Below are 21,325 nucleotides of genomic sequence, written 5' to 3'. Positions count from 1 at the left end.
AATGAAAAAAATAGTATTTACAGGCGGAGGGACAGTTGGCCATGTGACCCTCAATCTTTTGCTGATGCCTAAATTTATCGAAGAGGGCTGGGAAGTCCATTATATCGGTGACCGCCATGGGATTGAGTACAAGGAAATTCAAAAATCAGGACTACCTATTGTTTTCCATTCGATTGCAACTGGCAAGCTCCGTCGCTATTTTTCTTGGCAGAATCTTTGGGATGTTTTTAAAGTGGCAGGCGGCATTCTCCAGTCGCTGGGTATCATGTTAAAAGTCCGTCCCAAAGCCCTATTTTCAAAAGGAGGCTTTGTGTCTGTTCCGCCAGTGATTGCGGCGAAGGTGACCGGCGTTCCAGTTTTCATTCATGAGTCTGATTTGTCGCTTGGTTTGGCTAATAAAATCGGTTATAAATGCGCAACAAAGATGTTCACGACTTTTGAGCAAGCTAAAGGACTGAGCAAGGCTGAACATGTTGGAGCGGTGACCAAGATTGCTACTCTCCCTCAAACAGAACCAACTGAGATTGAGAAAATCAAGGCTCATTTCACAGAAGGAAAACCTACCCTGCTCTTTGTCGGTGGCTCAGGAGGCGCGAAAGTTTTCAATGATTTTATTACAAAAAATAAGGATCGCTTGATTGAAAAATATAATATTATCAATCTGACAGGCGATGCTAGTTTGGATGAGCTTTCTCACCGTATTTACCGGGTGTCCTATGTGACAGATCTGTATCAGCCACTAATGGCTATGGCAGATGTTGTCGTGACACGAGGTGGTTCCAATACTATCTTTGAATTACTGGCTATGAAGAAGTTGCAAGTGATTGTACCTTTAGGGCTGGGGGCAAGTCGAGGGGATCAGATTGAAAATGCCAACTACTTCTTGGAAAAAGGCTATGCGCTTAAAATCAATGAAGAAAACTTGAATCGGGTCAATCTTCAAGTAGCAGTGGATGAGTTACTGAGGGAAAAGGCTGCCTACTATCAACGAATGGAAGAAGCGCCTGAACTAACATCAGTAGATGAATTTTATGAAATTTTAAAGCAAAATATTAACAAAGGGAAAATATGAAAAAAAGCAAGGAAGATAAGCAAAAAGATGCTCAACTTTCTCTCTCTGAATGGCAAGTCAGAAATAAAGAGTATCTTGAGAAAAAAGCTCAAGAAAAGGCCAAGAAGCAAGCAGAGTTAGAGCAGAAACAAGCTGAGCTAGAGAAGAAAAAAGAAGAAATGAAGGCAAAGCTTGAAAATCAAGAGCCTTCTAACGAAGAGCATACAGTCTCCGAAGAAACTGACACAGACTCTCCTACAAGTGAAGAAGAAACTGAAGTGCAAGATTCTGAAACTGAAGGTGAGGAGCAAGAGGAAGCCCAAGAACAAGAAGAGCAAGAGGAAGAAGAAGTAGATCAGCTTGAGCCTCCGAAGGTTCCAATTGAGAGAATCCATTGGTATCGGGCTTTGCCAGTTTTAGTGACAAGTTCCCTAATCTTTTTATCGTCCCTTTATTTCCTCACGCCACTTGCAACTATGAAGACCATTGAATTTACTGGGAACAAGGTTGTGAGTCAGGAGGAACTAAAAAGCAGTAGCAAAATTGATCAACGCGATTATACTGTTACTGTTTACAAAAATCGCCATCATTATGAGCAAAATCTGAAAGCTTCTAGCCCCTGGATTGAAAATGTAGAAATGACCTATCAATTCCCACTGACTTTCAAAATCGATGTTCAGGAATATGGCATTTTAGGTTATTTGCAGAAAGATTCTAAGTATTATCCTATTTTAACGAGTGGAGAATACGTAAAAAATGAGGTTGCGGCTGATGCCTTGCCTGAAGAGCGGATGGATGTGATCTTTTCGGATGCAGGCTTGATCAAGGAGTTTGTTCAACAACTGAAGAATGTTCCCGATTCAGTCAAAAAGAGCATCAGAAAAGTTGATTTAACTCCTAGCAAGGTGACAGAGGATTTAGTGACTATTACCATGTCTGATGAACACCAAATTTTAGTTCCTATTTCTCATATTGCTAAGAAACTTCCCTACTATGAAGGAATTCATCCTCAGTTGGAAGTGCCAAGCGTGGTCGATATGGAGGCTGGTATTTTTAGCTATGCGCAAGGCACAGAAAATGAAGTTATCCATGAAGCTAGTAACGATGCGCAAGATACAGAATCTTCGGCTCAACATGCAGAGCAATCTACCGAGCATTCTGCCCAATCTCAGGCAGAAAAGCCAGAGATTTCTGAAAATAACTAATTATTATAGATAAAAAACTGCGCCAATTTCGTATTTTTATGATATAATAAAGTTTGGATAACCCTATTTTCTAGAGTTATTTGTATTAGAATGGAAACGTGGAAGACAGAGAGGACTGATGTAATGGCTAGAGATGGCTTTTTTACTGGATTAGATATAGGAAGTAGCACAATTAAAGTGTTGGTGGCAGAGCACATCAACGGTGAAATGAATGTTATTGGAGTCAGCAATGCAAAGAGTGCTGGCGTTAAAGATGGGATTATTGTCGATATTGAAGCAGCAGCAGCGGCTATTAAGTCAGCAATTTCTCAAGCAGAAGAAAAAGCGGGGATTTCAATTGGACTAGTGAATGTTGGCTTGCCTGCAAATCTACTGCAAATTGAGCCAACTCAAGGAATGATTCCTGTGACTAGTGACTCCAAAGAAATTACCGATGAAGATGTCGAGAGCGTTGTAAGATCTGCCTTGACCAAGAGCATGACTCCTGACCGTGAAGTAATTACCTTCATTCCAGAAGAGTTTGTTGTTGATGGCTTCCAAGGGATCCGTGATCCTCGTGGTATGATGGGGATTCGCCTAGAAATGCGCGGCCTACTTTACACTGGTCCTCGTACAATCCTGCATAATCTCCGTAAAACAGTGGAGCGTGCAGGAGTGAAATTGGAGAATATTATCATTTCTCCTTTAGCGATGACAAAATCCATCTTGAACGAAGGAGAACGAGAGTTTGGTGCGACAGTCATTGATATGGGTGGCGGACAAACTACAGTTGCTTCTGTAAAAAATCAAGAATTACAATTTACCAATATCTATCAAGAAGGCGGCGACTATGTCACAAAAGACATTTCAAAAGTGTTGAAAACTTCTCAGAAATTGGCAGAAAGCTTGAAATTTAACTATGGTGTAGCTTATGTACCATTTGCAGGCACAGAATCTTTCCCAGTTGAAGTCATCGGGGAAGTTCATCCAGTTGAAATAACAGAAACCTATCTAGCTGAAATCATCTCTGCTCGTATCAAACATGTTTTTGAACAAATCAAGCAAGATTTAGATAGAAGACACGTGTTAGATCTTCCTGGTGGTATCGTCATCGTTGGTGGTGGAGCGATCTTGCCTGGCGTTGTAGAATTAGCTCAGGAAGTATTTGGCGTTCACACTAAATTATATGTACCAAATCAAATCGGTATCCGTAATCCAGCTTTTGCCCACGTGATTAGTCTTTCAGAGTATGCTGGCAATCTGACCGAAGTGGATCGAATTGCACAAGCTGCTGTTCGTGGAGACGAGCAGTTGCGTCATCAAGCAACTAGCTTTGAACGACCAAGTCATAGAGTACCTCGCTTTGATCATCAGCCGGTTGAACCGGTTCAACCAGTTCAAGAGGTGGAACCAGAAGTTGCACCGCTTAGAAATGAAGTACCACAAGAGGAACCAAAAGCTAGTCTTACAGATAAGATGCGCAATTTAATTGGTAATATGTTTGAGTAAGGAGAATAAATAGATTATGACATTTTCATTTGATGCGGCTGCTGCACAAGGCGCAGTCATTAAAGTAATTGGTGTCGGCGGCGGCGGCGGAAACGCTATTAACCGAATGATCGATGAAGGTCTTGCTGGCGTAGAATTTATCGCAGCAAATACAGATGTGCAAGCACTGAGCAGTGCAAAAGCAGAAACAGTTATCCAGCTTGGTCCTAAGTTGACTCGTGGTCTGGGTGCCGGAGGTCAACCTGAGGTTGGTCGAAAAGCAGCAGAAGAAAGCGAAGAAGTTTTGACAGAAGCCCTTCAAGGAGCAGACATGGTCTTTATCACTGCTGGTATGGGTGGTGGCTCTGGTACAGGTGCTGCACCAGTTATTGCTCGCATTGCTAAATCAATAGGCGCCCTAACTGTAGCAGTTGTAACACGTCCATTTGGCTTTGAAGGAAATAAACGTGGTAATTTTGCCGTTGAAGGAATCAATGAACTGCGTGAACATGTAGATACTCTTTTGATCATTTCAAACAACAACCTTTTGGAAATTGTTGACAAGAAAACTCCGCTTCTGGAAGCCTTGAGTGAAGCTGATAACGTATTGCGCCAAGGGGTTCAGGGTATTACTGACTTGATTACTAGCCCTGGCTTGATCAACCTTGACTTTGCAGACGTGAAGACTGTTATGGAAAACAAAGGTAATGCTTTGATGGGTATCGGTATCGGAAGCGGTGAAGAACGTGTTATTGAAGCAGCTCGCAAAGCTATCTACTCTCCACTTCTTGAGACAACTATTGATGGTGCAGAAGACGTGATCGTCAACGTTACTGGTGGCTTAGATATGACCTTGATTGAAGCAGAAGAAGCTTCTGAAATCGTTAATCAGGCAGCTGGTCATGGTGTTAACATCTGGCTCGGTACTTCTATTGATGAGTCTATGAAGGATGAAATCCGTGTAACTGTTGTTGCAACAGGTGTTAAAGAGGATAAGGTTGATAAGGTAAGTGGATTGCAAGGCGTTAAACCTGCGAGCCGAGCTGAGCAAGTACGCTCAGCACAAGCATCTGCTCATTATGATCGAAACTTCGATATGGCAGAAACAAGAGAAATGCCAGCTCCTTCTCATCGCTCAACTGTAGAAACTTCTAGAGCTTCAGCCTTTGGAGACTGGGATTTACGCCGTGAATCAATTGTTCGTCAAGCAGAACCTGTGCCTTCTAGTCGTGTAGAGCGCTTTACCGATATCAAGGAAGAGGATGACGAACTTGAAACACCGCCATTCTTTAGAAATCGCTAATTAAATGGATTTTCAAGTAAATAAAGATTTAATTTTTCAAAATGTTGCTCAAATAGTTGAAAAAGAAAATCGATTGAAGGACTCCGTAAACATTATTGCGGTTACCAAGTATGTTGACTGTGAAACAGCTAAAAAGCTCGTGGATACAGGGATTAAACATATTGGAGAAAATCGAGTAGATAAGTTTCTTGAAAAATATCATGCTTTAAAGGAAGAAAACCTTACTTGGCATTTGATTGGTAGTTTGCAGAGAAGGAAAGTTAAAGATGTGATCAACTATGTTGATTATTTCCATGCTTTAGACTCTGTCAAATTGGCTCAAGAAATCAACAAGCGAGCAGATCATGTGATTAATTGTTTCTTGCAAGTGAATATTTCAAAAGAAGAAAGCAAGCACGGTTTTTTAGTTGAAGAACTAGATAGTGTTTTACCAGAGCTTGCAGCCTTAGAAAACATTTGCATTGTTGGCCTGATGACCATGGCTCCACTCGAAGCTGATCATCAAGAGCTGAATCAGATTTTTTCAGAGGCACATCAGCTTCAATTAAACTTACAAAGCAAACAGTTAAAAAACATGCCCTTTTCTGATTTGAGTATGGGAATGAGCCGTGATTATCCAGAAGCGATTGCCAACGGCTCAACCTATGTCAGAATCGGAACAGCATTTTTTAAATAGGAAAGAACTATGTCATTAAAAGATAAATTTGATAAATTTATAGAATACTTTACAGAAGATGGAGAAAAGTCTGACTTACCAGTACAGCCTTTAGATGAATCTGATTCTGTTTTGAAGCAGGCAGAGGTCGAGCCGGTTCCAGTTGCATCAGCAAAGGAAAACGCACGTACTCGTTCAGCTTCTTCACAAGTCCAACAAAAGCCTGCAACGGAAAATATTACTAGATTGCATGCTCGCCAACAAGAACTGGCTCAACATCGAGTGAAATCTAGTGAGAAGGTTACGATTGATGTTCGCTATCCGAAAAAATATGAGGAAGCAACAGAGGTTGTTGATTTACTTGTGGCGAATGAGAGTATCTTAATTGATTTTCAATATATGACAGAGGTACAAGCAAGACGTTGTTTAGATTATCTTGATGGGGCGCGCTATGTTTTGGCTGGGAACTTGAGAAAAGTTGCTAGTACCATGTACTTGCTCACTCCAATCAATGTTGTCGTCAATGTAGAAGATATTCGCCTTCCAAACGATGTGGATCTGAGTGAATACGATTTTGATATGAAACGCAGCAGATAATTAATGATTTACTTTATTTTAAAATTAGTTTCTAATCTAATTGATCTTTACTCCCTTCTTGTCTTCATCTATGCACTCTTGTCTTGGTTCCCTGGAGCTTACCAAACAGCCCTAGGAAGGCTTGTCGGTTCTCTGGTTGAACCATTTTTGCGTTTGTTTCGCAGGTTACCCTTGCAGTTTGGTAGATTAGACTTTACTGTTCTGGTGGCACTTTTTGCCTTAAGAGTGCTTGATACCTTATTTCTACACATTCTTGCTTCCTTGTTATTGCTATGGTAAACAATATCTATCAGCATTTTTCTCAGGATGATCAAGATTTTCTGGATAAAAGCATGGAATTGCTTCAAAGAGTAGAAAATCAATATAGCTATGAGACAACTGCTTTTTTGAATCCTCATCAGGTCAATATTCTCAAAAATTTGAGTAAGCAATATGATGTGCAAGTGTTTTCTAGTTCAGATTATTTTCCAAGTGAGTTTGCTAAAGTGTTGATTGCACCTAGCTATTATCAATTAGAACTCGAAGATTTCGATGTGGTCTTGCTAGAGATTACCTATGCAAGTAAGTTCTATAAGGTGACTCATTCACAAATTATGGGAACCCTTTTGCATCAGCTAGGGATTGAGAGGCGGACGTTTGGCGATATTATCGTCGTGGATGACCGTGCACAAGTATTCGTGGATAGAAGATTAGAAGAATATTTCATTACGAATGTTTCTAAAATAGCTAAAGTTCCAGTTCGGCTAAGAAGGGTTGATTTCAAAGATCAGTTACAAGATGCACCGGTGACTAAAACAACAGATGTTTTGGTCTCTAGTCTCAGATTGGATAAGCTGGTAGCCACAGTCTTTAAATTATCACGTAGTCAAGCTGTGGAACTAATCATGGGGAAGCAGGTAAAGCAGAACTACAGAACCATTGATAACCCTAGTCACCAGCTCTCTCTGGGGGATTTGATTAGCGTTAGGAAATATGGAAGATTTAAGATTTTAACAGAAAATGGTTTTTCCAAAAACGGGAAGCATAAACTAACAGTTGAATTATTACCTAGCAAATAAGGAGGAAACATGGCACTAACATCATTAGATATTAGAGATAAAGGTTTTTCAACCAGATTTAGAGGGTACGATATTGATGAAGTTGAAGAATTTCTTGATATCATTGTCAATGATTATGAGGAATTAATCCGTGAGAATCGTGAGAAAGAAGCAAAAATCCGTAATCTTGAAGAACGTCTAATTTATTTTGATGAAATGAAAGACTCGCTCAGCCAATCTGTTTTGATTGCACAAGATACAGCAGAGCGGGTCAAACAGGCAGCACAAGAACGTTCAGGAAATATTGTGCAGCAAGCAGAGCAAGATGCGCAACGTTTATTAGATAGAGCTAAGTATAAGGCAAATGATATTCTTCGTCAGGCTACAGATAATGCCAAGAGAGTAGCTGTTGAGACAGAAGAATTAAAAAATAAAACACGAGTCTTCCATCAGCGCCTCAAATCGACAATTGAAAGTCAATTAAGTATTGTTGACTCTCCAGATTGGGAAGATATCCTTCGCCCAACTGCTGCCTATCTCCAAACCAGTGATGAAGCCTTTAAAGAAGTGGTTGAAGAGGCGCTTGGAGAAAAAGTCGAGCTAGAGGAAGAAGTGGATGTTACGCGCCAATTCTCACCTGAGGAAATAGCTGAATTGCAAGAGCGAATTGAGCAAGCAAATCGAGAATTGGCAGAAACTCAGACCCTTCAGACTATAGATGAAGAGTTGATCCAAGCACAACAGAAAGAAATTTTAGAATCAGTAAAACATTCAGAATCGGATAAAGATTCTAAAGTTCCAGTAGATCTTTTATAATAAGTGCAGAAACACAAATCAGACAGAATATTTTCAGCGAGCAGGTGGTGGTGAGAGACCTGTAATCCCTTTTGTTTGATTTATCATTCTGCTTCATCGTTTCTGAATTGAGTAAGAAACGACGTCTGCCTACGTTACGGGCTAAGAGGGATAGGATTTTTCCTGTCTAAACAAAGGTGGTACCGCGATTTTTCGTCCTTTAGGAGAAGTCTGCGGTTTTTTATTTTGAAAAATATATGTCATAAGGAGACCAAATGAGACTCAAAGAAACCCTGAACCTCGGGAAAACTGCATTTCCAATGCGTGCTGGCTTGCCAAATAAAGAGCCAATCTGGCAAAAAGAATGGGATGAAGCTAAGCTTTATCAACGCCGTCAAGAATTAAATGAAGGCAAACCCCATTTTGTCTTGCATGATGGCCCTCCATATGCCAACGGAAATATCCACGTAGGACACGCTATGAACAAGATTTCTAAAGATATCATTGTTCGTTCGAAATCGATGGCTGGCTACTATGCACCTTATATTCCGGGTTGGGATACCCATGGTCTGCCAATCGAGCAAGTTTTGGCGAAACAAGGTGTCAAACGTAAAGAAATGGACTTGGTTGAATACTTGAAACTTTGCCGTGACTATGCTCTTTCTCAAGTTGATAAACAACGGGAAGACTTCAAGCGTTTGGGGGTTTCTGGTGACTGGGAAAATCCTTATGTGACCTTAACTCCAGACTATGAGGCAGCTCAAATCCGCGTCTTTGGTGAAATGGCTAAGAAAGGCTACATCTACCGCGGTGCTAAGCCTGTTTACTGGTCTTGGTCTTCTGAATCAGCCCTTGCTGAAGCGGAGATTGAATACCATGACTTGGTTTCAACTTCCCTTTACTATGCTAACCGTGTCAAAGATGGTAAAGGTGTCCTAGATACAGATACCTACATCGTTGTTTGGACAACAACTCCATTCACCATCACGGCTTCTCGTGGTTTGACAGTTGGAGCAGATATTGACTACCTTGTGGTTCAACCTGCTGGTGAAGCTCGTAAGTTTGTGGTTGCTGCAGAATTGTTGAACAGCCTGTCTGAGAAATTTGGCTGGGCTGATGTTCAAGTTTTGGCGACTTACCGTGGAGAAGAATTGAACCACATTGTGACAAAGCACCCGTGGGATACAGCTGTAGATGAGTTGGTAATCCTTGGTGACCACGTTACGACTGACTCAGGTACTGGTATTGTCCATACTGCGCCTGGTTTCGGTGAGGACGACTACAATGTCGGTGTTGCTAACGGTCTTGAAGTTGCAGTAACGGTTAATGAACGCGGAATTATGATGGCCAATGCAGGTGCTGAGTTCGAAGGTCAATTCTACGACAAGGTTGTACCAACCGTTATCGAAAAACTTGGTAATCTTCTCCTTGCTCAAGAAGAAATTTCTCACTCATACCCATTTGACTGGCGGACCAAGAAACCAATCATCTGGCGTGCAGTTCCGCAGTGGTTTGCCTCTGTATCAAAATTCCGCCAAGAAATCTTGGATGAAATTGAAAAAGTCAAATTTCACTCAGAATGGGGTAAAGTACGACTTTACAACATGATTCGTGACCGTGGCGATTGGGTCATCTCTCGTCAACGTGCTTGGGGAGTTCCTCTTCCTATCTTCTACGCAGAAGACGGAACACCAATCATGACAGCTGAAACCATTGAACATGTGGCTCAACTCTTTGAAGACCATGGTTCTATCATCTGGTGGGAACGTGATGCTAAAGAGCTCTTGCCGGAAGGATTTAGCCACCCAGGTTCACCAAATGGTGAGTTCAAGAAAGAAACAGACATCATGGACGTTTGGTTTGATTCAGGTTCCTCATGGAACGGAGTTGTAGTGAACCGTCCTGAGTTGACTTACCCAGCAGATCTTTACCTAGAAGGTTCTGACCAGTACCGTGGTTGGTTTAACTCTTCACTCATCACATCAGTTGCCAACCATGGCGTAGCACCATACAAACAAATCTTGTCACAAGGATTTGCCCTTGACGGTAAGGGTGAGAAGATGTCTAAATCTCTTGGAAATACCATTGCTCCAAGCGATGTTGAAAAACAATTTGGTGCGGAAATCTTGCGTCTCTGGGTAACAAGTGTAGATTCAAGCAACGACGTTCGTATCTCTATGGATATCTTGAGCCAAGTCTCTGAAACTTACCGTAAGATTCGTAACACTCTTCGTTTCTTGATTGCTAATACATCAGACTTTAACCCATCGCAGGACGTAGTAGCTTACGATGAGCTTCGTTCTGTTGATAAGTACATGACCATTCGCTTTAACCAGCTTGTTAAGACCATTCGTGATGCCTATGCTGATTTTGAATTCTTGACAATCTACAAGGCCTTGGTGAACTTTATCAACGTTGACTTATCAGCCTTTTACCTTGACTTCGCCAAGGATGTTGTCTACATCGAAGGTGCAAAATCACTGGAACGTCGTCAAATGCAGACTGTCTTTTATGACATTCTTGTGAAAATCACGAAACTCTTGACACCTATCCTTCCTCACACTGCGGAAGAAATCTGGTCATATTTAGAGTTTGAAGCAGAAGACTTTGTTCAATTGTCAGAATTACCAGAAGCGGAAACTTTTGCCAACCAAGAAGAAATCTTGGATACCTGGTCAGCCTTCATGGACTTCCGTGGACAAGCTCAAAAAGCCTTGGAAGAAGCTCGTAATGCAAAAGTTATTGGTAAATCACTCGAAGCACATCTAACAGTTTATCCAAATGAAGTGGTGAAAACTCTTCTTGGAGCAGTGGACAGCAATGTAGCTCAACTTTTGATCGTGTCAGAATTGACCATCGCAGAGGGAGTAGCTCCAGAAGGCGCAGTTAGCTTTGAGGATGTTGCCTTTACAGTTGAACGCGCTGCAGGTGAAGTTTGTGACCGTTGCCGTCGTATCGATCCAACTACTGCAGACCGTAGCTATCATGCAGTTATCTGTGACCACTGTGCAAGCATCGTAGAAGAAAACTTTGCGGACGCAGTAGCTCAAGGATTTGAAGAAAAATAATCCAGTCTAATATGACTAGGTTTGACTGATAGCTAGAAGAAGTCCCGTCTCAACTGAGGCGGGCTTTTTACTTGAGAACGAAGGAATTCAGCTTCCTTGTGAAAGCTGAAAAAATAAGTTCAAACTCTTGACAGGCTAGTATAAGTTATTTATGATAGTAGTAAAGATTAGAAGGAATGAGGAAAGATAATGACCCATCCAGTTTTTGGAGTTCATGAGGAAAATGTCGAGTATGTGACACGCTATGGAGTTTACGCAGTGATTCCAGATGAAAAGAAAGAAAATATTATTTTGGTACAAGCTCCTAATGGCGCTTGGTTTCTTCCTGGAGGCCAAATGGAAGAAGGAGAGGACCAGTTGGCTACTCTCGAGCGGGAATTGCTGGAAGAGCTTGGTTTTAGTATCCAAGTAGGAGATTACTTTGGTCAAGCGGACGAATATTTTTATTCACGCCATCGGGACACGCATTTTTATAATCCAGCCTATATTTACGAAGCCCTTTCGTATCAGGAAGTAGAAAAGCCACTGGAAGACTTTAATAATCTAGCATGGTTTCCTGTCGATCTTGCCATTGAAAAATTGAAACGTGGTAGTCATAAATGGGGAATTGAGCAGTGGAAGCGCAAATATCAGAATAACTAGCCTGCTATATTTAAAATGATATAAATTACAGGCAATCGTTCACAATTCCTGAAAAACGTGTTATAATAATAGCGACGATTTAAGGTAGGAGGCAAATGAATGAAGCTTATAAATACGACGAATACCCATGCAGAATTAGTAAAAAATCAGCTGGAAAGCACAGACGCAACGCTTGTAGAAGTTTATTCTGCAGGAAATAGTGATGTTATTTTCACAGAGGCCCCTAGCCATTACGAAATTCTTATTTCAAATAAGCATCGTGCAATCAAAGAGCAAGAAATTGAAAAAATTAGAGAATTCTTTTTGAAACGAAAAATTGACCAAAAGAATATTGACGCCTCTGCCATTCGGACGATCTATGCTAATAGTCTGATTGAGATTTCAATCCCGATTAAGGGCTAATCATCTGCTTAAGATTTTAAACTTTTATAGCATTATCAATTGATCATCTGCTTCCTGATGGAAGTGATATCAAAAATCACTTGAAAAACTGTGCTTTTCAGCTCTTGCTTTCAGGTGATTTTTTATTTGTCTTATTTAGATTTTGAATTGCGTGATCTTTTCTGACTAGCCAAATTCTTCGAACTTAATAATGTTTCCATTTTTATTCTTTCTTTTATGAAATCACCTTTATTTTATGATAAATTATGGTAAAATAACTTGGAGGAGAGTAAAGATGTTTCATAAAAGTAAGTTAATGTTTTGGACCAGTGAAGTCTTGCTGCTGACGATTATCTTTTTCATCTGGCGCCAGATGGGAGATATGATTACGCCAGTGGTGAGCGTTATCAATACGATTTTAATTCCTTTTGTTATGGGAGGATTTCTCTACTATATCACAAATCCTCTGGTGACACTGCTCGAAAAAAAGTTGAAAATCAATCGAATTTTCGGGATTTTAATCACTCTTTTCCTGCTGTTTGGCCTAGTGACAATCGGAGTAATCTACCTCTTGCCAATTTTGATTAACCAGCTGTCCAGTTTGATTAATTCGACGCAAAATCTCTATTGGGAAATCCAGAGTTTTGTCAATCAATTATCCAAAAATCCCCTCTTTAAGAGTTTAAATATTCAGTCTACTATCCAGCAACTCAATCTGTCCTATGTAGATATTCTGCAAAATATTTTAAATAGTGTTACCAATAGTCTGGGTAGCGTAGTGTCTGCTGTCATCAATACCCTCATGATTCTCATCATGACCCCGATTTTTTTGGTCTACTTCCTGATGGATGGACACAAGCTTTTGCCTATGTTGGAGCGGACTGTTCTCAAGCGCGATAAGCTTAATATATCTAGTCTCTTGACCAATCTCAATGCGACCGTTGCCCGTTATATCAGTGGTATTTCGATCGATGCTTTACTGATTGGGACCTTAGCTTATATTGGTTACAGTGTCATTGGACTCAAGTATGCCTTGGTTTTTGCAATTTTCTCAGCTCTGGCTAACTTAATTCCTTATGTGGGGCCTAGCATCGGCTTGATTCCCATGCTGATCACTTACTTTTTTACCGATCCTCATAAAATGTTGGTGGCCTTGATCTATATGTTGATTATCCAGCAGATTGATGGAAATATCCTTTATCCTCGTATTGTTGGGAGCGTTATGAAAGTGCATCCCATTACGATTATGGTTCTCTTACTTCTTTCAAGTAATATCTATGGTATTATGGGCATGATTGTAGCCATTCCGACCTACTCTATCCTCAAGGAAATCGTGAAATTCCTTGCCAACCTTTATGACAATCACAAGGAAGCTCAGCAACAAAAGAAGAATGAAGAATTTGGTATTATAAAGAAATAGGAGAGTGGGACAGAAATCGGTAATTCGTTAGAATTCGATTTCGTCGTCCCACCTCCGCACAGTTGAGTAGGGCTGTAAAAGCTGATAAAATCAGCGTAGTAGAGTCCACTCAACCACTGCGTCTTACTCGACAATCCAAAGATAATTGAGGAGTCTAGGACAAAAAGATTTTAATTTTTAAAAATCTTAATTATTAAGCCCTTAAAATCTATAATTAAATGCGAAAAGCGAACAAAGCAGAATTCTGATTACCAGAAAACTAGTTTTGTTCGCTTTTTATATTTGAGGTCGAACTTTTGTCCCAGACTCTTTTTTACTGCATTTTTTAGCGTGCATAATTGAATATTTATGCTAAAATAATAGTAATAGCATAAAGGAGGTATCGTTATGGTAACACGTCGTAAATTTTCTCAGCAAGAAATAAGAAAAGATTCTTCTTATTTTTCGCCCTTGAAGACCATTGTAGAGACAGCCTTTTATGAGAATCAGGTGCAGGCAATCAAGACAGTAGAAGAGGCCTATCAACTGGCCTCGGTAGCTGCTGGAACGGTTGTGCTGGACATGCCGGTGATTCATACTAAGGAGCTGGGGCTTCCTTCCTATGCCCGCGTTTTATTGACTAATTCGGGGGCGGTTGTCGGCCGAACTGCCAAGGCTAGACGGATTTATGGCAGAGATCGTCAGGAAGACGAGTATTTGCTGTTTCTGGTTCGTAGTGCTGTTTACCAAGCACATCAGAGGACCTTTTATAAGGCAGATGCAGTCGTGGGCCTGGATGAGGACTTCATGGTTTGCGCCCACCTGATGGTTCCTCAGGAAGAAGTCAATAATCTTTATTCTTGGCTCTTGAATTTCCAGATTTTGGATGAGGAATTTAAGAACCGCCTACGAGCTTCTAAAAAGTACGAGGAAAATGACATCTTTGTCTTTTTTGATCCCAAGTGGACGCATCCAGACTATCCTGAAGGTTTGGTTTACTTTGATACCAATCATAATTGTGCCGTTATTCTGGGCTTAAACTATTTCGGGGAGCTGAAAAAGGCAACCTTGACTTTGGCGTGGGGAACAGCTGCCAGAAATGGCTATGTTGCCTGCCACGGAGGTCTGAAAATCTTCAAGCAGAAGACGGGAAAAGAAGACTATGTTGCATCTTTCTTTGGTCTATCTGGTTCAGGAAAATCCACATTGACGCATGCAAAACATGACCATAAATATGACATCAAGGTTCTCCATGATGATGCCTTTATTATCTCGGTCAAGGATGGCTCCTCTATTGCCCTTGAGCCGTCTTATTTTGACAAGACAAATGACTACCCTACAGGTCATAGTGAGCAGGATTTCTTTGTCACTGTGCAGAACTGCGGAGTGACGCTGGATGAAAATGGACGCAAAAAGCTGGTAACCGAGGACATCCGCAATGGAAATGGTCGGACTGTCAAATCGCGCTTTGCGACTCCGAATCGAGTGGACCGGATTGATGAGCCCATCAATGCCATCTTCTGGATTATGAAGGATGACTCTCTCCCACCTCTGGTCAAGATCAATGATCCGCTGATGGCTTCCACAATGGGCTGCACCCTGATGACTAAGCGCTCCAATGCTGAGAATGTCACTGGCTTGCATGATGATTTGGTTATTGAGCCCTATGCCAATCCTTTCCGCGTTTATCCACTGGTAGAAGATTATCGGAAATTCCGTCGTTTATTCGAGTCAGGCGTTGCTTGCTACATTATCAATACTGGTTTTTACATGGGCAAGGGCATCTCAAAGGAAGTATCTTTAGATATTATCGAGCAGATTGTAGACGGCAAGGCTCAATTTAAGCCTTTTGGTCCTTTGGAAGGTTTTGAGTACCTAGATTATAAGGGTTATGCTGTTCCAAACTTTGACGAAAAGCACAGACAGCTCATTCGTGAAAGAATGCAGGTACGTTTAAACTTCCTGCTGGCCTTTAATCAGAAATATCCCAAGACAGCCCTGCCTGTCGGAGCTATTTCTCGGCTAGAAAAAGTCTTGCAGAACTTAGAGGATTAGTCTGCAAAACGCTTTCCAATAAATCCTTGTGCACGAATCCTAAAAATATGTTATAATCAAGGTTGATCATAATTTTTAGGAGAAGAATCCATGGAAGACCCTGGCAGTCAGAGTATTTTATTGCAAGCAATACTGCTATTCGTTTTAACCTTACTAAATGCCTTTTTCTCAGCTTCTGAGATGGCGATGGTGTCACTCAATCGAGCTCGCGTCGAGCAGAAAGCCGAGGAAGGCGATGCCAAATACGTTCGTTTATTAAAAGTTCTTGAAAGCCCCAATAACTTTCTGTCAACGATTCAGGTCGGTATTACCGTTATCAATATCCTGTCGGGGGCAAGCTTTGCGGATAATCTAGGGAAAATCTTTGCTTCTTGGATGGGTGATTCCAAGACGGCACATGCAGTTGCTAGTTTCTTGGCTCTTGCCCTCCTCACCTATATTTCTATTGTTTTAGGGGAGCTTTATCCTAAGAGAATCGCTATGAATCTTAAGGATAGTTTGGCTATTCGGACTGCACCAGTGATTATCTTTCTTGGGAAAATTGTCAGTCCTTTCGTCTGGTTGCTTTCAGCTTCTACTAATCTTCTCAGTCAGATGACGCCGATGAAGTTTGATGATGCGGATGAAAAAATGACCCGAGATGAGATTGAGTACATGCTGACCAATAGTGAGGAGACGCTGGATGCAGATGAAATCGAAATGCTACAGGGGATTTTCTCGCTGGATGAAATGGTGGCGCGTGAACTCATGGTGCCGCGGACAGATGCCTTTATGGTTGATATTCAGGATGACACCAAGGAAATCATCGAAAGTATCCTCAAGCAAAATTTCTCACGAATTCCTGTCTATGATGGAGACAAGGACAATGTGATCGGTTTGATTCATACCAAGCGCTTGCTAAATGAAGCCTTCGCTAATGGATTCGACAATCTAAACCTCCGCAAGATTCTGCAAGAGCCACTCTTTGTCCCTGAAACGATTTTTGTGGATGATTTGCTCAAATCTCTCCGGAATACCCAAAATCAAATGGCGATTCTGTTGGATGAGTATGGTGGTATGGCAGGTCTCGTGACGCTTGAAGACTTGCTGGAAGAAATCGTCGGTGAAATCGAAGATGAAACAGACAAGGTTGCTATCGAGGTTCATGAAATCGGTGAGAACACCTACATTGTTTTAGGAACGATGACCCTCAATGACTTCAATGAATACTTTGAAGTTGAAATCGATAGTGATGATGTGGATACTATTGCTGGTTATTATCTGACTGGTGTTGGAACCATACCAAATCCAACAGAACGGCTCAGCTATGAAGTGGAAAGCCAGAATAAAAAACTGATTTTGACCAATGACAAGGTTAAAAATGGCCGTGTCACTAAGGTTAAGGTTGAAATTTCAGAACAAGTGGAAATCGATGAGGAAACTAATTAATAGTTGACTCTTTGTAAATCAAACAGGCTTTCTTATAAAGAAGGTCTGTTTTTGGTTATCGCAATAGGGAAGGTGTTTCATTGAGGTAGAAATGATTCAATAGTAAAATTGCAGAAAAGGTTTTAAGATTCCGATTACACAATTTTTATGGTAAACTACATTTAGAAAGACACGGTATTTTGTATGACTAAACGATTAAAATCTATTATTTTATCTCTACTTTGCATTTTCGTACTTGTAATAGGAGGTAAATTTTATATGGATCGAATGAAAGTGGATAATCTCTACCGGCATGGTTTTCAGCTCTATGAAGAACAAATCGCAACCTACCTAAAAGAGCATTACAGCGGTATCAGTAAAATAGAGTTTTCCCCTATTTTTATTACAGGAGGAAATGGGGAAAGTTTTTTACAAGGCCGTGTAGTTCCAGTGGTTTATGATACTGATGGAAATAAAGTCTATCTCAGAAATGATGGTTTTGTTGATGAGGTTCTTGTGGATTATTGTATGGTATTTGGAACTGATTTGGATTTTAATGTTAATGATGGCTCGGAAATTATTAATCTAAGAGATGATAAAAGAAGACACAATAGTGTTATTTGGGGGCAACCTCTACCTGAAAATTTGAAATGGGTAGACCACGAGACAACAGATGAATCGATGGAAGCTTTTTCTCATGAGGGATATCTTAAAGGTGTAGAAAAGAATGACCAAGGTAGTCCCAAAGTTGAGATTAGTTATAATTTAGAAATTCAACGAATTGATGAAAGAGACTTGGATAAATGGAAGTAACTGCTAAGTATCGGAAAGATTTAGAACGATTGGAGGAAGAATATTATAAAAGAAAGAAAGCTGAAAACTCTCAAATTTAGACTGTAAAAATATCATATATCAATTCACTATGAAAAAGTGATAAATAGTGATATTTTAAGTTTTCCACAAGATTTTTATAAGGAATGCTTAAGCTGAAAGTCTTATACTAGTCTCAACAAATAAGAAATGAGGGCAGTCCAATGACATATAAAGTAAAAGTAACCTATCAGAAATCATTTATCCGCTCCAAGCTAGACGAAGTAGCCTAACCAGTACTAGCAATAGAAGCAAGAAATGGATTCTCGTATCAACATTTCATAAATTTTTCATATCATCTCCTAAATATAAAAAACTAAAAAATAAACCAAAGAACAGGAAAACTCCTCTGATCGCTAGATTTTAGCTGACAGAGGAGTTTTTTTATGCTTGCTGAATGAAGCCCTCATTCTTTTTGCCGTGTGGCAAAATCCACAAAGCGAAATTTATCTAGTTTGTGCCGGCTTTCCGTGTATTGAAACTGGCGGCCGTCGGAGAGATAGAAGATAGAGCATTTTTAGATATTATCAAATTAGGCAGGTGCTGATTTCGAATTACGAGGAGACAGCAGTAGCCGCGACCATGACTTTGAAATCCTATGAAACATTAGCTATTCTAGTAAATAATGATTAAAACCAGCTTAAGCTTCTTTTAAGTATGGTGCAGTATACTAGAAGCATCAAATGAAGCCCTCTTAACTTTATTTGATAGAAGGAGTCCTTTAGTTTAACAGATGAGCAGCTGTTATAGCTATAGTTCCGCACCTTTTTTTCATAACAATCTCCGAAAAGGTCGCCCTCTAGGGCGGCTTTTTTTATGGAAAAAGCTGGAAACGGAGAGAGGCAATTTCAAGAAAAACTGAAAAACTCTATCTGTTGTAACACAATGAAAATGAAATTGAAAAACAGTTTATTTTCTAAAAAATAGGCAGAATCTATCTATTTTCACTAGAATCGTGATATAATGTAATTATAGTAAAACGTTTTCAGGTACAAGAGGATTATTATGGTTGAAGAAGCGATTGATTATGGGAAAGTAACGGGAATGGTTCACTCTACGGAGAGTTTTGGAGCAGTGGATGGACCAGGTATCCGCTTCATCGTCTTTTTACAAGGCTGTCATATGCGTTGTCAATATTGCCACAATCCAGATACTTGGGAGATGGAGACCAACAAATCTCAGCTGCGGACAGTGGATGATATCCTACAAGAAGCTCTTCGTTACAAAGGTTTCTGGGGCAGTAAAGGCGGCATTACAGTCAGCGGGGGAGAAGCACTTCTGCAGATTGACTTTTTGATTGCCTTCTTTACTAAGGCCAAAGAGCTGGGGATTCATTGTACACTGGATACTTGTGCCCTGCCTTTTAGAAATACGCCTCGTTATCTAGAAAAGTTTAATAAACTGATGGCGGTGACGGATTTGGTCTTGCTGGATATCAAGGAAATTGATGATGCACAGCATAGAATCGTAACCAGCCAGACGAATAAAAACATCTTGGCCTGTGCAAAATACCTCTCAGATATTGGGAAGCCAGTGTGGATTCGACACGTTCTGGTGCCAGGTTTGACGGACCGTGATGAGGACTTGATTGAGCTAGGTAAGTTTGTGAAAACACTCAAGAACGTTGATAAGTTTGAAATCCTTCCTTACCATACTATGGGAGAATTCAAGTGGCGGGAGTTGGGCATTCCTTATTCACTGGAAGGGGTGAAGCCACCGACTGCTGATCGGGTCAAGAATGCCAAGGAACTGATGCATACAGAATCTTACACCGAATACATGAATCGGGTGCATAATAACTAAGTGACATAAATAGGGGAAATGGACTGGAGAGAAACCAGTCCACTTTTCTTAATAAAATACCTGCTAATCCTCCGGTATGGCCTACTTTTATAAGATTTGATAGCATGAAAGCACACATTTAAGTACATTGCAGGTAGTGGTTGTCTGATTTTAAAAGGATGGATATATTAGAAGCGCTTATAGCAAGCTTTCTTCTTTTTGTGTGAGTAGCTTTTATCTCTATTGTAAGGCTAGAAAAGTTAGTTCTAGCTTTCAAGAAGGTGTTTGAATAAAGGCGGAATTTATGGTATAATAAGGCCTAATAGCGATTTTTTTAGAGAATAGAATAAGCGTAGTGGGAGTAGTGTTTTGGGAAATAAAAAAGCCATTGTGGTTTCGGGAGATTATGGGTATATCAGACAGATTGAAACGACAATAAAATCTCTTTGCTGTCATCATAAAAATTTAGATATTTATGTTTTCAATCAGGACATTCCTCAAGAATGGTTTTACTATACGCGTCAGAAGGTAGAAGCAGCTGGTAGTCAGTTGAACGATGTGAAATTGTTTAATAATCAGATTGACGATCAGGTGAAATCGAAATGGGAAGCTGGAACTTATGCTCACATCAACTACATGGCTTACGGGCGCTATTTTATACCGAACTATGTTGAAGCAGATAGAGTCTTATATTTAGATTGTGATATTGTTGTGACACGAAATCTGGATCATCTTTTTGAGATGGATATGGAGGATTATTATGTAGCAACGATTCGTGCGACGTATGGAGTAGGCTTGGGCTTTAATTCTGGAGTGATGCTCATCAATAATAAGCGTTGGCGTGAAGAAAACATGGCTCAGCAATTGGTTGAGTTGACAGATAGAGAATTAGCCAATTTTACTGAAGGTGATCAGTCTATCTTGAATTTGATGTTTGAGGGCAAAAAACTTGATTTGGAAGATACTTACAATTTTCAAATCGGTTTTGACATGGGAGCTGCGCTAGATAAGCATGACTGGATTTTCGAAATCCCACTTTCCCCACTACCTGCTGTTTTGCATTATATTTCTGGTCAAAAACCATGGAACACTGTTTCCAACATGCGTCTGCGTGAAGTATGGTGGTTTTACAATTCTCTTGATTGGTCTACAATTATTGAGACAGATGAATTTGATGTCGAGAAAGCTATTAAACAGAGGGATGAAGGCTTTGCTCTCCACTGTGTAACCCTGACAAACTCAGATAGACTAGAGGGAATTGAAGATTTGGCGAGTGCATTACCAAACTGTCTATTTCATATTGCTGCCTACACACAGATGTCTGATAAGTTACTCAAACTGATGGCTTATGAAAATGTTCGCTTGCACGCTGCAATTTTGCCATATCCTTTGAGAGATTTACTGGCGAGCAGCGACATTTATCTTGATATCAATCACGATCAGAAATTCGATACTGTGATTAGGGAGTTTCAAGAGTCTGGTAAGCCTGTTTACGCCTTTGATAATGTTCAAACCGAAGGGATTTCAGAGCAAGTATTCTCACATGAGAATTATCAAGAAATGGTGGAAAAAATTCGATCAGATTTTAATTAAATGACGAATTGCCCCACA

Annotated in this window: 18 protein-coding genes, 1 pseudogene and 1 other annotated feature; of the genes and pseudogenes, 18 read left to right on the top strand and 1 reads right to left on the bottom strand. The window is 40.3% G+C overall.

From position 1 onward, the window contains the following. Nucleotide 1: 1 nt before the first annotated feature. The 16 genes from Q0191_RS08955 (at nucleotide 2) to Q0191_RS08880 (ending at nucleotide 17,875) form a co-directional block, all read left to right on the top strand. Nucleotides 2-1,072 carry a UDP-N-acetylglucosamine--N-acetylmuramyl-(pentapeptide) pyrophosphoryl-undecaprenol N-acetylglucosamine transferase gene (locus Q0191_RS08955; protein ID WP_297665769.1) on the top strand — a complete coding sequence of 357 codons (1,071 nt, stop codon included), beginning with the start codon at nucleotides 2-4 and terminating at the stop codon, nucleotides 1,070-1,072. Then, nucleotides 1,069-2,256: a cell division protein FtsQ/DivIB gene (locus Q0191_RS08950; RefSeq protein ID WP_297665767.1), complete on the top strand. Its 1,188-nt coding sequence runs from the start codon at nucleotides 1,069-1,071 to the stop codon at nucleotides 2,254-2,256. Before Q0191_RS08955 ends, Q0191_RS08950 begins: the two co-directional genes overlap by 4 nt. Nucleotides 2,257-2,379: 123 nt before the next feature. Continuing rightward, complete coding sequence (gene ftsA / locus Q0191_RS08945; protein WP_297665765.1) at nucleotides 2,380-3,744, top strand: cell division protein FtsA; 1,365 nt, start codon at nucleotides 2,380-2,382, stop codon at nucleotides 3,742-3,744. Nucleotides 3,745-3,760: 16 nt separating this feature from the next. Continuing rightward, complete coding sequence (ftsZ, locus tag Q0191_RS08940) at nucleotides 3,761-5,026, top strand: cell division protein FtsZ (RefSeq protein ID WP_297665763.1); 1,266 nt, start codon at nucleotides 3,761-3,763, stop codon at nucleotides 5,024-5,026. A gap of 4 nt (nucleotides 5,027-5,030) precedes the next feature. After that, nucleotides 5,031-5,702 carry a YggS family pyridoxal phosphate-dependent enzyme gene (locus Q0191_RS08935; RefSeq protein WP_005590802.1) on the top strand — a complete coding sequence of 224 codons (672 nt, stop codon included), beginning with the start codon at nucleotides 5,031-5,033 and terminating at the stop codon, nucleotides 5,700-5,702. Between the two features lie 9 nt (nucleotides 5,703-5,711). Next, complete coding sequence (locus Q0191_RS08930) at nucleotides 5,712-6,278, top strand: cell division protein SepF (RefSeq protein WP_297665761.1); 567 nt, start codon at nucleotides 5,712-5,714, stop codon at nucleotides 6,276-6,278. A gap of 3 nt (nucleotides 6,279-6,281) precedes the next feature. Further along, nucleotides 6,282-6,557, top strand: coding sequence for a YggT family protein (locus Q0191_RS08925; protein WP_125373609.1), 276 nt, complete (start codon nucleotides 6,282-6,284; stop codon nucleotides 6,555-6,557). After that, nucleotides 6,551-7,336: an RNA-binding protein gene (locus Q0191_RS08920; protein ID WP_297665757.1), complete on the top strand. Its 786-nt coding sequence runs from the start codon at nucleotides 6,551-6,553 to the stop codon at nucleotides 7,334-7,336. Before Q0191_RS08925 ends, Q0191_RS08920 begins: the two co-directional genes overlap by 7 nt. A 9-nt stretch (nucleotides 7,337-7,345) precedes the next feature. Then, the gene (locus tag Q0191_RS08915; RefSeq protein ID WP_297665755.1) at nucleotides 7,346-8,131 is read left to right on the top strand and encodes a DivIVA domain-containing protein; all 786 of its coding nucleotides are present in this window, start codon (nucleotides 7,346-7,348) and stop codon (nucleotides 8,129-8,131) included. Continuing rightward, nucleotides 8,131-8,334, top strand: a binding site (T-box leader). Its footprint overlaps the gene before it by 1 nt. Nucleotides 8,335-8,385: 51 nt before the next feature. Further along, nucleotides 8,386-11,178, top strand: a complete 2,793-nt coding sequence (gene ileS / locus Q0191_RS08910; RefSeq protein WP_297665753.1) for an isoleucine--tRNA ligase — start codon at nucleotides 8,386-8,388, stop codon at nucleotides 11,176-11,178. A gap of 189 nt (nucleotides 11,179-11,367) precedes the next feature. Next, the gene (locus Q0191_RS08905) at nucleotides 11,368-11,820 is read left to right on the top strand and encodes an NUDIX domain-containing protein (protein WP_015605494.1); all 453 of its coding nucleotides are present in this window, start codon (nucleotides 11,368-11,370) and stop codon (nucleotides 11,818-11,820) included. 99 nt (nucleotides 11,821-11,919) lie between these two features. Next, entirely contained in the window at nucleotides 11,920-12,222 is a 303-nt protein-coding gene (locus Q0191_RS08900) for a DUF1827 family protein (protein WP_297665750.1), read from the top strand. 274 nt (nucleotides 12,223-12,496) lie between these two features. Beyond that, the gene (locus Q0191_RS08895; RefSeq protein ID WP_297665748.1) at nucleotides 12,497-13,621 is read left to right on the top strand and encodes an AI-2E family transporter; all 1,125 of its coding nucleotides are present in this window, start codon (nucleotides 12,497-12,499) and stop codon (nucleotides 13,619-13,621) included. A 387-nt stretch (nucleotides 13,622-14,008) separates the two neighbouring features. Beyond that, entirely contained in the window at nucleotides 14,009-15,655 is a 1,647-nt protein-coding gene (locus tag Q0191_RS08890; protein WP_297665746.1) for a phosphoenolpyruvate carboxykinase (ATP), read from the top strand. Between the two features lie 90 nt (nucleotides 15,656-15,745). Further along, complete coding sequence (locus tag Q0191_RS08885) at nucleotides 15,746-17,083, top strand: hemolysin family protein (RefSeq protein ID WP_297665744.1); 1,338 nt, start codon at nucleotides 15,746-15,748, stop codon at nucleotides 17,081-17,083. 183 nt (nucleotides 17,084-17,266) lie between these two features. Then, entirely contained in the window at nucleotides 17,267-17,875 is a 609-nt protein-coding gene (locus Q0191_RS08880) for a hypothetical protein (RefSeq protein ID WP_367170425.1), read from the top strand. 463 nt (nucleotides 17,876-18,338) lie between these two features. On the opposite strand, the pseudogene Q0191_RS08875 reads toward Q0191_RS08880, so the two are convergent. Then, nucleotides 18,339-18,434, bottom strand: a pseudogene (locus tag Q0191_RS08875) (trehalose operon repressor); the annotation flags it as partial. Between the two features lie 503 nt (nucleotides 18,435-18,937). Here Q0191_RS08875 and pflA point away from each other — a divergent pair. Both pflA and Q0191_RS08865 read left to right on the top strand, forming a co-directional pair. Beyond that, complete coding sequence (gene pflA / locus Q0191_RS08870; protein WP_297665740.1) at nucleotides 18,938-19,735, top strand: pyruvate formate-lyase-activating protein; 798 nt, start codon at nucleotides 18,938-18,940, stop codon at nucleotides 19,733-19,735. A 348-nt stretch (nucleotides 19,736-20,083) separates the two neighbouring features. Further along, nucleotides 20,084-21,307: a glycosyltransferase gene (locus tag Q0191_RS08865; protein WP_297665738.1), complete on the top strand. Its 1,224-nt coding sequence runs from the start codon at nucleotides 20,084-20,086 to the stop codon at nucleotides 21,305-21,307. Nucleotides 21,308-21,325 lie beyond the last annotated feature (18 nt).

Origin of the sequence: uncultured Streptococcus sp. (assembly GCF_938036805.1) — a bacterium.
Taxonomy (GTDB): Bacteria; Bacillota; Bacilli; order Lactobacillales; family Streptococcaceae; genus Streptococcus.
This window is presented reverse-complemented; position numbering and strand designations above follow the sequence as displayed.

Bases quoted from the DNA above. Each gene is read 5' to 3' on its own strand.
- Q0191_RS08955 (WP_297665769.1), top strand. From the start codon at position 2: ATGAAAAAAATAGTATTTACAGGCGGAGGGACAGTTGGCCATGTGACC.
- Q0191_RS08950 (WP_297665767.1), top strand. From the start codon at position 1,069: ATGAAAAAAAGCAAGGAAGATAAGCAAAAAGATGCTCAACTTTCTCTC.
- ftsA (WP_297665765.1), top strand. From the start codon at position 2,380: ATGGCTAGAGATGGCTTTTTTACTGGATTAGATATAGGAAGTAGCACA.
- ftsZ (WP_297665763.1), top strand. From the start codon at position 3,761: ATGACATTTTCATTTGATGCGGCTGCTGCACAAGGCGCAGTCATTAAA.
- Q0191_RS08935 (WP_005590802.1), top strand. From the start codon at position 5,031: ATGGATTTTCAAGTAAATAAAGATTTAATTTTTCAAAATGTTGCTCAA.
- Q0191_RS08930 (WP_297665761.1), top strand. From the start codon at position 5,712: ATGTCATTAAAAGATAAATTTGATAAATTTATAGAATACTTTACAGAA.
- Q0191_RS08925 (WP_125373609.1), top strand. From the start codon at position 6,282: ATGATTTACTTTATTTTAAAATTAGTTTCTAATCTAATTGATCTTTAC.
- Q0191_RS08920 (WP_297665757.1), top strand. From the start codon at position 6,551: ATGGTAAACAATATCTATCAGCATTTTTCTCAGGATGATCAAGATTTT.
- Q0191_RS08915 (WP_297665755.1), top strand. From the start codon at position 7,346: ATGGCACTAACATCATTAGATATTAGAGATAAAGGTTTTTCAACCAGA.
- ileS (WP_297665753.1), top strand. From the start codon at position 8,386: ATGAGACTCAAAGAAACCCTGAACCTCGGGAAAACTGCATTTCCAATG.
- Q0191_RS08905 (WP_015605494.1), top strand. From the start codon at position 11,368: ATGACCCATCCAGTTTTTGGAGTTCATGAGGAAAATGTCGAGTATGTG.
- Q0191_RS08900 (WP_297665750.1), top strand. From the start codon at position 11,920: ATGAAGCTTATAAATACGACGAATACCCATGCAGAATTAGTAAAAAAT.
- Q0191_RS08895 (WP_297665748.1), top strand. From the start codon at position 12,497: ATGTTTCATAAAAGTAAGTTAATGTTTTGGACCAGTGAAGTCTTGCTG.
- Q0191_RS08890 (WP_297665746.1), top strand. From the start codon at position 14,009: ATGGTAACACGTCGTAAATTTTCTCAGCAAGAAATAAGAAAAGATTCT.
- Q0191_RS08885 (WP_297665744.1), top strand. From the start codon at position 15,746: ATGGAAGACCCTGGCAGTCAGAGTATTTTATTGCAAGCAATACTGCTA.
- Q0191_RS08880 (WP_367170425.1), top strand. From the start codon at position 17,267: ATGACTAAACGATTAAAATCTATTATTTTATCTCTACTTTGCATTTTC.
- pflA (WP_297665740.1), top strand. From the start codon at position 18,938: ATGGTTGAAGAAGCGATTGATTATGGGAAAGTAACGGGAATGGTTCAC.